The sequence below is a fragment of the Synechococcus sp. W55.1 genome (assembly GCF_047461655.1).
GTDB lineage: Bacteria > Cyanobacteriota > Cyanobacteriia > Thermostichales > Thermostichaceae > Thermostichus.
In genome coordinates this window covers 92,786-100,845 of sequence record NZ_JANSHN010000011.1, presented here as the reverse complement: position 1 = coordinate 100,845, position 8,060 = coordinate 92,786, and the positions used below count along the sequence as shown (strand labels likewise).

Sequence of the window (8,060 nt, the reverse complement as noted above, 5' to 3'; positions counted from 1 at the left end):
AGGAAGAGACTAAAATCCTGCCGTCAAGCGAATGGGGCATCAGAAACCCCATCCGCCTATGCGGTGGGGTAGTTCATCACTTGCTGCAATCCTTGGGTGGGCCTGAGGTTGGGGCAAAATCTGAGAAGGTTCCCCTGGCTCTCCGGAGATTTTCGGTACATACCTTTACAGAATTCTCGATGCCCGCTTATGTCTATTGAGTCGGATCGCACTCCTTCCCCGGAGCTGCTGCAGATGGCGCGCTGGTTGGCAGGAGACTTCAGCAACCAAGAGCAAGCCTGGGAAAATCCACCGTTTTTCGCCCAGATCCGGGTGGCCTATCGCCCCTTGCCGGCCCACGTTTTGGGCGGGATCGGCTTTTATGTGGAGCAAGCCTACAGCGGCCATTTGGAGGATCCCTATCGGCAGGCGGTGGTGGAGTTGACTCAGGCGGGCGATGGGATCCTGATTCGCAACTATCGCCCTTTGGAGCCGCAGCGGTGGCGGGGCTGTGCTCGGGAGAGGGCAGACCAACTGAGTCAACTGAGGGCTGCCGATCTGGCCTATCTAGAGGGGTGTGATGTGCAGGTGAAGAGGCAGGCATCCCTCTTTGTCGGCGTGACGGAGCCGGGGTGCCGGTGTTGCGTGGTGCGCAACGGCCAAACCACTTATCTGCAGACCACCTTGCACCTGAGCGAGAGCGAGTTTTGCAGCCATGACCGAGGGATGGATCCCATCACCCACCGACAGGTTTGGGGGGCCCTGGCGGGCGCTTTTCGCTTCCAAAAGGTAGTCGATTGGCAGGCGGAGCTAATGCTGTAGGCTGCAGCCCATCCAGCCCCACAACTCCACAGTTGACGACGGTATTGCGCACTCTCCCTCAGTCGGCCTTGTGTACACTGTCTTTGGCCGGGATCCAATATTGCCGCGCGATGCTTCCGGGTTCGAGCATGCTGGCAATGGGAATGTTCTTTGCCGCTTGCAGACAGGATACGCTCCTTATCGGCTTAGTGTGGGTGTTCAATGCAGGTGAGGTCAAGCCCAAAGAATGAGCCACGGTCTGGGCGGGCTTGGCACAGCCCTTGGGGAATGGCAATCGCCCTAGTTGGGATCTTGGCCTTGCTGCTGCTCGGTGCCGGCTGTTCTGGCCAGGGGGAATCTGCAGCTTCCCCCCCTGCGTTGATCCCTCTCCCACCTCAACCGGGAACCGAGTCGATTCCCATGCCGGTGCGTACCCTGGGCAACAGCCGCTTCAAGCTCCTGGGCCTGACAGTGGGGGTGGCCGGGAGCGGAGCTGAGGTGTTACTGGATACCGGCTCGGCAGGTTTGCGCATTGTAGCGACGGCGGCAGGTCGCTTTGGCCTGGAACGGACGGGGATCCCTTCCACTGTGACGTTCGGAGATGGCACGCAATTTATCGGGGTGTTGGCCCGCGCCCCCTTCAGCATAGGAGGGATCCCCAGTCGGGAGCCGGTAACGATTCAGTTGATCGACCGGATCACCTGTGTGGACGCCCTGGTGGCCAGTTGTTCAGAGAACTTGTTTGGAGAAGGGCGGCCCTTCGCCGGGATCCTAGGCACGTCCTTGGATGAGCGCAGCCCCGACCGCGAGCTGTTTAGTCCGCTCACCCGCCTTCCGGGCAATTTCCGCTCTGGGTACATTATTCAAACGGGGGGCTTCAACTCCACCCAGGGCCTGTTCACGGTTGGCCTAACGGCTGCCAACACCGTCGGCTTCAATTTCCGGCAGTTTCCCCAGGTGGGAAGCTTTCCCGACGGCACCCCCATCTGGCGGGATGAGGCTTTACAAGTGGCCTACAGCATCAGCAACACTTCTATTCAAAATGCTCTCAGCCCCACCGTTTTTGACAGTGGTTCTTCCGACATTTTTCTCAACGTCAGGCTGTTGGGGGCAGCTCCCTTCTCCACCTCGACCTTACCCCCTGGGGCAGAGTGGCGAGCGGTATTGGCGGGAGCTTTCGAGTATCGCATTCGAGTTGGCTTTCCCATTACGCCCAGTCGAGATCGGATTTTCGTCAACGGCAACCAGGGGGTGCAACTGTTGGGCATGCCGCTGTTTTTCAATATCGACGTTGCCTTCGATGTTGAGGGCGGGCGGATCGGCTTTCGCGTGCGTTGAGACAAAGTTGTTTTGAACCATCCCAAACGTTAACGTTGGGTTCAATTGCGGAGAAAAACTTGCCATGTTCGGTCGAGCCTTGAAAACCGGGAACAGCACGCCGCGCAGATGGCCTTGGGTTTGGGGACTGCTGTTGTTGTGTTGGTTGGGGCTAGGTGGGCCAGGGTGGGCCGTGAGCTTAGGGGATCCCTTGCCCGAATGGGCACAGCCCATGCCGGTGGGGCGACAGCGCTTGCGGGGGGTGGAGCAATACCGAGGTCAAGAGCAGATCCGCGCCTATGGAAACGAAGCGGGACGGGTGTTTTGGATTCAAATCCACAGTCATTCAAACTTACCCCCGGATTACCGGGAGTACTTGGGCGAATACCAACACTTTCCGGTAGAAGTCGTAGAAGTGGTGCCCTTGCGAGCCCGACGGCTGCGCTTCCGTCAGGGGGATCGCAGTGCTGAGTGGCAGGTGGTGGGCATGAGCGGTCGGTTTCAGGCAGAGGCGATCAGCGAAGATTTGGCCCCGCAGCCGTGATTTCCACCTTGCCTTGCCCCACAAGCACCGGCTGCTGTGAGGCTCGAGACCGTTCTGCCAACAGTTGCCTGCATAGGGGCAGGATCTCGTCCAAGACCGCTTGGGCGGTGGGGTAACGGGCATCTGCGTCGGGAGCAACCATGCGCTCCAAAATGGCCAGCAGGCGGGGATCCCCGAAGCCGAAGGGGATGGCTTCTGCCAAAGGTTCGCCGATCTGCGGCAACGTCCCTACGGACATTTCCACCGCCACCCGTCCAAGGGCGAAAATATCACTGTTGAAGCGGGGGCAGCCAGACAACTGTTCAGGGGGAGCATAGTCGCTGGTGCCGATGAAGACACCGGGGAAGCGATCTTGGCCGGGCTGGTTGCCAATGTGTTGGATGGCACCGAAATCGATCAGGGTGAAGTGGGTACGTTGGCCTCGTCGGGTTTGGATGATATTTGGGGGTTTGATATCGCCGTGGATAACGCCGTGCTGGTGGACAAAGACAAGGATCTTGAGAAGCTCACAGAGGAAGTAGGCGGTTTGGGCCGGCGACCAGATCACTCCCCGATTGGCGTGTTGCCGCAGCGAGGATCCCCGGACAAAATCTTGCACGGTGTAGAACTGCCCGTCTTCTTCAAAGTGGGCCAACAGCTTGGGAATATGAGGATGGTGGCCCAGCTTCTCCAGAATTTTAGCTTCCCGCTCAAAGGCTGCCCTGGCAATTTCGGCTATTTTTTCGTGTTTCCCGGTTCGGTCTTCCTCTGCTTTGTCATCCATGCGTCGCAGGCGCTTGACCACACAGAGGGGATGGCCGGGGCGATGGGTATCGCGGGCTAGGTAGGTTTGGCTAAAGCCGCCGATGCCGATCAAACGTTCCATTTGGTAGCGCCCATTGCCAACCTGGTTCGGTTGCTTGTCAGCACAGGCTCCCTGGGCCGCGCCCAAAGCAAGTTGCGAGCGAATGCGGGCCAGCACAACCTCTGGAACGAAAGGCTTGGTGAGGTAGTCATCTGCCCCTAGGTCAAAGGCGGCCACCATTGCCGCTGCATCGTTGTAGCCGGAAAGAATCAGCACCGGCAACTCCGAGCGGGAACGGGCCGAGCGGATCATCTGCAACAGCTCCAGCCCATTCAGCTCCGGCAGCGCCAACTCCATCAGCACCAGATCTGGCGATTGATGAATGATGGCTTCCAAAGCCTTAGTGCTGTTCTGCGCTTCAAGGACGCTGTACCCAGCTTGCTCAAGGTGGGATCTCAACTGCCGGTTAACCGCGGGATCCCTGTCCACCAGCAGAATTTTGCCAAGCCGTTTTGCAGAGGTCATCGCAAGCGCCCGCGCAGCCCTGAGCTGAGTATATCCAATCATGCCGTTCCTCAACGGTGTTCCCCATCTGCATAAGGTGCAGGCAAAGTACACATCAGCCCTATGCACCTGGGCCTTTGTCGGCAACTATGACAAAGGTTACGTCGTAGCCCCCTCTCTTGATTGTCACTGGATTGTCACTGGGGTAGAAGAAAGGGATCCCTGGCTAAGTATCGATGGTAAGGTTATCATGGAAAGGAGTTTAAACGCAGAGTTTCTCAATGAGCCTACTCCAGCAAAAAGTTGAGGCTACACTCAATCACTTCTTCGTCAAGGAGCTAACTCAAGAAGAGCTCACCTTCTATGAGTATAGTTGCAGGCCAAACCCTCTTCCAGATCTAGGAGAGGAGCAGAGGGCTCTCTCCAAGATTTGTAATCAGCTAGGTGTAATGGCTGTTCGTCTGGGAAATCGCATCATAACCCGAGAAAAAGTTCCGGCCAGTAAACTCAAAACAGAGGAATGGGAGTTGGAAGAGCTTGGTTCTAAGGCTCTAGATTGTACAGACCCTACAGAGAGACAGGCTCTAGAAACTTTCGAGCGCAAGAAACTAGATTGGAGTCTAAGATCTAAGTACAAAAGAACAGAGATTGAGCGATCAACAGGAGGAGGATTGATCTGGTGGGTTACGGGTCTGGAAGGAGTAGAACGGATTAAGGACTCGGAAAAACCACTTTGCGGAGATGGGTGGGAGGTTCACAGAAGAAGAGAGCTAGACGTTGTTATTAGACAAGATAAGAAGCTCTATCTAGAGATCGACATCCGATACCATTTCTACAGCCCATGGACGCTGCATGAGTGGCTGGAAAAATACCCAGATGTCTCAATTGAAATTGTACGAAACACATACAGGACAAAAAATAATAAATACCCAACTTGGGAGTATCGAGGCATTATTTCCAATCAGTCGCCAAGGGAAGTATGGTTAGCGGAGCTAAACACTAGCTTAGCGGATTATCATGTACAGAAGTACGGAGCAACTCCAGAAGAAGTTGATGGCTCTCTGGTGGTTCAAGTGGTCTCGAGAGAACGCAATTTCAGACAAAAGTCAGAGCCTATCCTTCATCTATCGCGGAGACTGTCGCCTGTTTTAACTTTGGAGATGCTAGCAAGTATAGAAGATCAAAGATGGACTGGCAAAAAAGTTAGCTCCTTGGTTAGCGAGCACATCAGAAAAAGTTTAGAAGAGAGATTGAAAGAGTCTAAAGAGACCGCAAAAACTATTATAAAAAATATCTACAATATTTCTGACTTTCAGGCTGATCCCCTAAAAGCAGAAGGATACATTATGCCAAGGCCAAGGCTATTGGGGTTTGGTCATAGACAAGTCCAAAACCCCGCGAGAGTTAGGTACCAAGGATGTGCAAGAGTTGGCGAGACAAAGTTTGGACTTCTAAATCTTGACGATAATAAACGTGAGTATCCTACTGAGGTTCGCAAGTGCCTACTTGAAGTAGCTAAAAAGAGCGGAGCAAGAGTTGAAATAGACTTTTACGCAACCCGTCAAGATTTGCCTGAAGGCGACCTTGCTCAACAGAGGTTTTGGCAAAGCTGGGCCGACAAAGGGATCAAAACCGTTCTGGTTGTCATGCCCTTGTCGCCTAATGAGCACAAGCAAAAGATCCGCTTGCAAGCACTTCGAGCAGGAATAGCAACTCAGTTTATGATTCCTGGAGCTGACCCCTACAAAGCTCTAAATGTCGTACTAGGACTTCTGTGTAAAGCTGCGTGGCAACCCGTGTTGCTTGAACCCCTCGATCATCCTGAGTGCTCCGAGCTTACCATTGGTTTTGATGTGGGGACGAATCGAGAGCTTTACTACGGAACCTCTGCCTTCGCGGTACTGGCCAATGGTCAAAGCTTAGGCTGGGAGTTGCCCGATATACAAAGAGGAGAAACTTTTTCCGGCGAGGCAATTTATCAAACCGTGTCCAAGCTCGTCAATAGATTCTACAACAAATTTCATCGATACCCTAGAAAGGTTCTTTTGATGAGGGATGGCTTAGTTCAAAGAGGCGAATTTGATAAAACAATTGAGGAACTAAGAAAAGAAAAGATTGCTGTGGATATTGTTGGGGTGCGCAAAAGTGGCGCGAGAAGAATGGGGATTCAAGAAGAAGGCAGATATAAAGATGCTGCGATAGGCACCATTATTTTCAATCACCCTAAAAAGTCATTTACTCTAGTAACAAGTCAGCCCATCAAGAAGGGTTCAGGCTCCATTGGGAGTGCAAGGCCATTGCGAGTTATTCACGAATATGGAAGCACCCCCTTGGAAGTACTGGCCCTGCAAACCTACCATCTTTCTCAGCTTCATCCTGCTAGTGGGTTTCAGCCTTGCAGGCTCCCTTGGGTGTTGCACTTTGCCGACAAAAGCAGTAAAGAGTTCCAGCGCATTGGCAACAGCATTTTTAGTGTGCTGCAGAACATAAACCGAGAGAAGTTGATTGCCGTCTAGCCAAGGGAGGGGATCCCCACCTGCCGGCCTTGCTAGGATTGGGGGGGTGGTTGGTGTTGCGGCTATGGAGATGAATGAGGTCTGGAAGACCTTTCTGAGCAATCCTGTTCCGTTCTGTGGCGGTTTTCTCAGCGGCCTGCTGCGTTTGGATGTGAAGCAAGATCCGCTGCGCAGTTGGCTGGAGTCCCAGGGGCTGAGGGTGGAGGAGCCCCCGCCTTCCGGTCGCTCCGACGGCCCCCAATCCATTTCCATTGAATAGGCGTACTCAATCGGCGGGCAGAGAGTAGGGATCCCTTCCAAAGGGTTACTCACGGTCGTGGGAAGCGCTCCGATCCCGGCAGAAGCAGTGGCAAGAAGGGCAACAAGAGCAGGGTTGCGAGGTGAGCTGATGTTCCCTGAACAGTCCCAATTCAGGAAGCGGCAGGGATCCCTTCGAGGCTGGGGCTATCTCGGCGGGGTGGTGTTCCTGGCAACGGGACTGGTCGGTCTGCCGTCAGGGGATCCAGCCGTGGCCCAATCGGCTCCCTCTTCTCTTGCCAGCTCTGATCCCCAAGCTTGGCTGGAGCGCTACAACGCCGCTCTAGAGCAATTGCCCCCTTTGCCCAACTTGCAATATCGCCAGCAGGTGCGGGTGGAGGGATCCCAAACCTTCACGGCCACCTTGGATGTGCTCTACCGCCGCGACGGCAGTTGGCAGGCTTGGGTCGCCGAAGGCGATCGCATCCGCCTCTTGGATTCGCGCCAATTGGAAGTGGTGAACCAATCGGATCTGCTGGAGCTGTATTCGGTGTATGTGAGCCGACCCGAAGCCCTCTTGCCCTCGGTGAGCTTTCACTTAAAGGCTGATCCCAGCCGCTATCGCGTTCTTTCCTCAGAACCGGCGACTTTGGCAGGATCCCCTGTCCAGCATTTGCGCCTAGAACCCATTCAGGAGGGCCAGTTGCGGGAGCTGTGGCTGGATCCGCAGTCGGGGCTGCCGCGGCAGGTGTTGTTGTTTTTGTCGGGGGTGTGGGGACAGGCTTATGCCCTGATGGGGTTTGTGGCTGTACCGGGCCCAGGGGGAGAGCGCTACTGGCTGCCGGAGAGCACTCGCATCAACTTGGGCTATGGGTTTTGGACCTTGGAGGGCTTGAACCGCCGCGTGTTCAGGGGATCCCTTTCCATCCAGCACGACTATCAGGACTACCAAATCCTACCGGAAGGTGGGGAGTTGCGCTTTTTGCCTTCGCAGCCCCCTGTAGATGCCCCGCCGGTGGTAGCCGGCCTGCCGGGGAGTCCATCCCCGATTGAGTTGGGGGACGTGCAACCCTTGGGGGTGGACGAGCAAGGTAACCAACAGTTCAAACTGGGCTTGGGCAGACGCACGGCTGCAGATACCCCCTTGGCAGACCGCATCGCTGCCTTTAACCTAACCCGACCGGCCAGCCGCAACGCATTAACCCAGATCGATACCTTGGCCTTCTTGCCTTTGGGCGGCGACCAGTTGCCCATCTATCTCTTCCAATTCGACACAGGCCGTCCCCTCTCGCCCCTGCAAGGGGTGGAGCGCCCGCGGGTGGATCCCAATGAGGTCTTCGCTCCCAGGCCGCCTGCCATCAGACTCTTCGGAGATTAG

7 protein-coding genes are annotated in these 8,060 nt (G+C 55.3%); 6 read left to right on the top strand and 1 reads right to left on the bottom strand.

Going from position 1 to position 8,060, the window contains the following annotated elements; genetic code table 11:
- The first annotated feature begins 189 nt into the window (after positions 1 to 189).
- The 3 genes from NW816_RS07415 to NW816_RS07405 all read left to right on the top strand — a co-directional run bounded on the left by NW816_RS07415 (position 190) and on the right by NW816_RS07405 (position 2,641).
- On the top strand, positions 190 to 801 hold the full coding sequence (locus NW816_RS07415; protein WP_414408743.1) for a chromophore lyase CpcT/CpeT: 612 nt from the start codon (positions 190 to 192) through the stop codon (positions 799 to 801).
- A 267-nt stretch (positions 802 to 1,068) separates the two neighbouring features.
- Complete coding sequence (locus tag NW816_RS07410; RefSeq protein ID WP_414408742.1) at positions 1,069 to 2,118, top strand: hypothetical protein; 1,050 nt, start codon at positions 1,069 to 1,071, stop codon at positions 2,116 to 2,118.
- Between the two features lie 64 nt (positions 2,119 to 2,182).
- Positions 2,183 to 2,641 (top strand): hypothetical protein, encoded by a 459-nt coding sequence (locus NW816_RS07405; protein WP_414408741.1) that lies wholly within the window; start codon positions 2,183 to 2,185, stop codon positions 2,639 to 2,641.
- On the opposite strand, the gene NW816_RS07400 is transcribed toward NW816_RS07405, so the two are convergent.
- Positions 2,613 to 3,950 (bottom strand): protein kinase domain-containing protein, encoded by a 1,338-nt coding sequence (locus tag NW816_RS07400; RefSeq protein ID WP_414356833.1) that lies wholly within the window; start codon positions 3,948 to 3,950, stop codon positions 2,613 to 2,615. The genes NW816_RS07405 and NW816_RS07400 overlap by 29 nt on opposite strands.
- A gap of 260 nt (positions 3,951 to 4,210) precedes the next feature.
- Between NW816_RS07400 and NW816_RS07395 the strand changes: the two genes are divergently transcribed.
- The 3 genes from NW816_RS07395 to NW816_RS07385 all read left to right on the top strand — a co-directional run bounded on the left by NW816_RS07395 (position 4,211) and on the right by NW816_RS07385 (position 8,060).
- Positions 4,211 to 6,445: an argonaute PAZ domain-containing protein gene (locus NW816_RS07395; protein WP_414408740.1), complete on the top strand. Its 2,235-nt coding sequence runs from the start codon at positions 4,211 to 4,213 to the stop codon at positions 6,443 to 6,445.
- Positions 6,446 to 6,491: 46 nt separating this feature from the next.
- The gene (locus NW816_RS07390) at positions 6,492 to 6,704 is read left to right on the top strand and encodes a hypothetical protein (protein WP_238376814.1); all 213 of its coding nucleotides are present in this window, start codon (positions 6,492 to 6,494) and stop codon (positions 6,702 to 6,704) included.
- Positions 6,705 to 6,833: 129 nt separating this feature from the next.
- Positions 6,834 to 8,060, top strand: a complete 1,227-nt coding sequence (locus NW816_RS07385; protein WP_414408739.1) for a hypothetical protein — start codon at positions 6,834 to 6,836, stop codon at positions 8,058 to 8,060.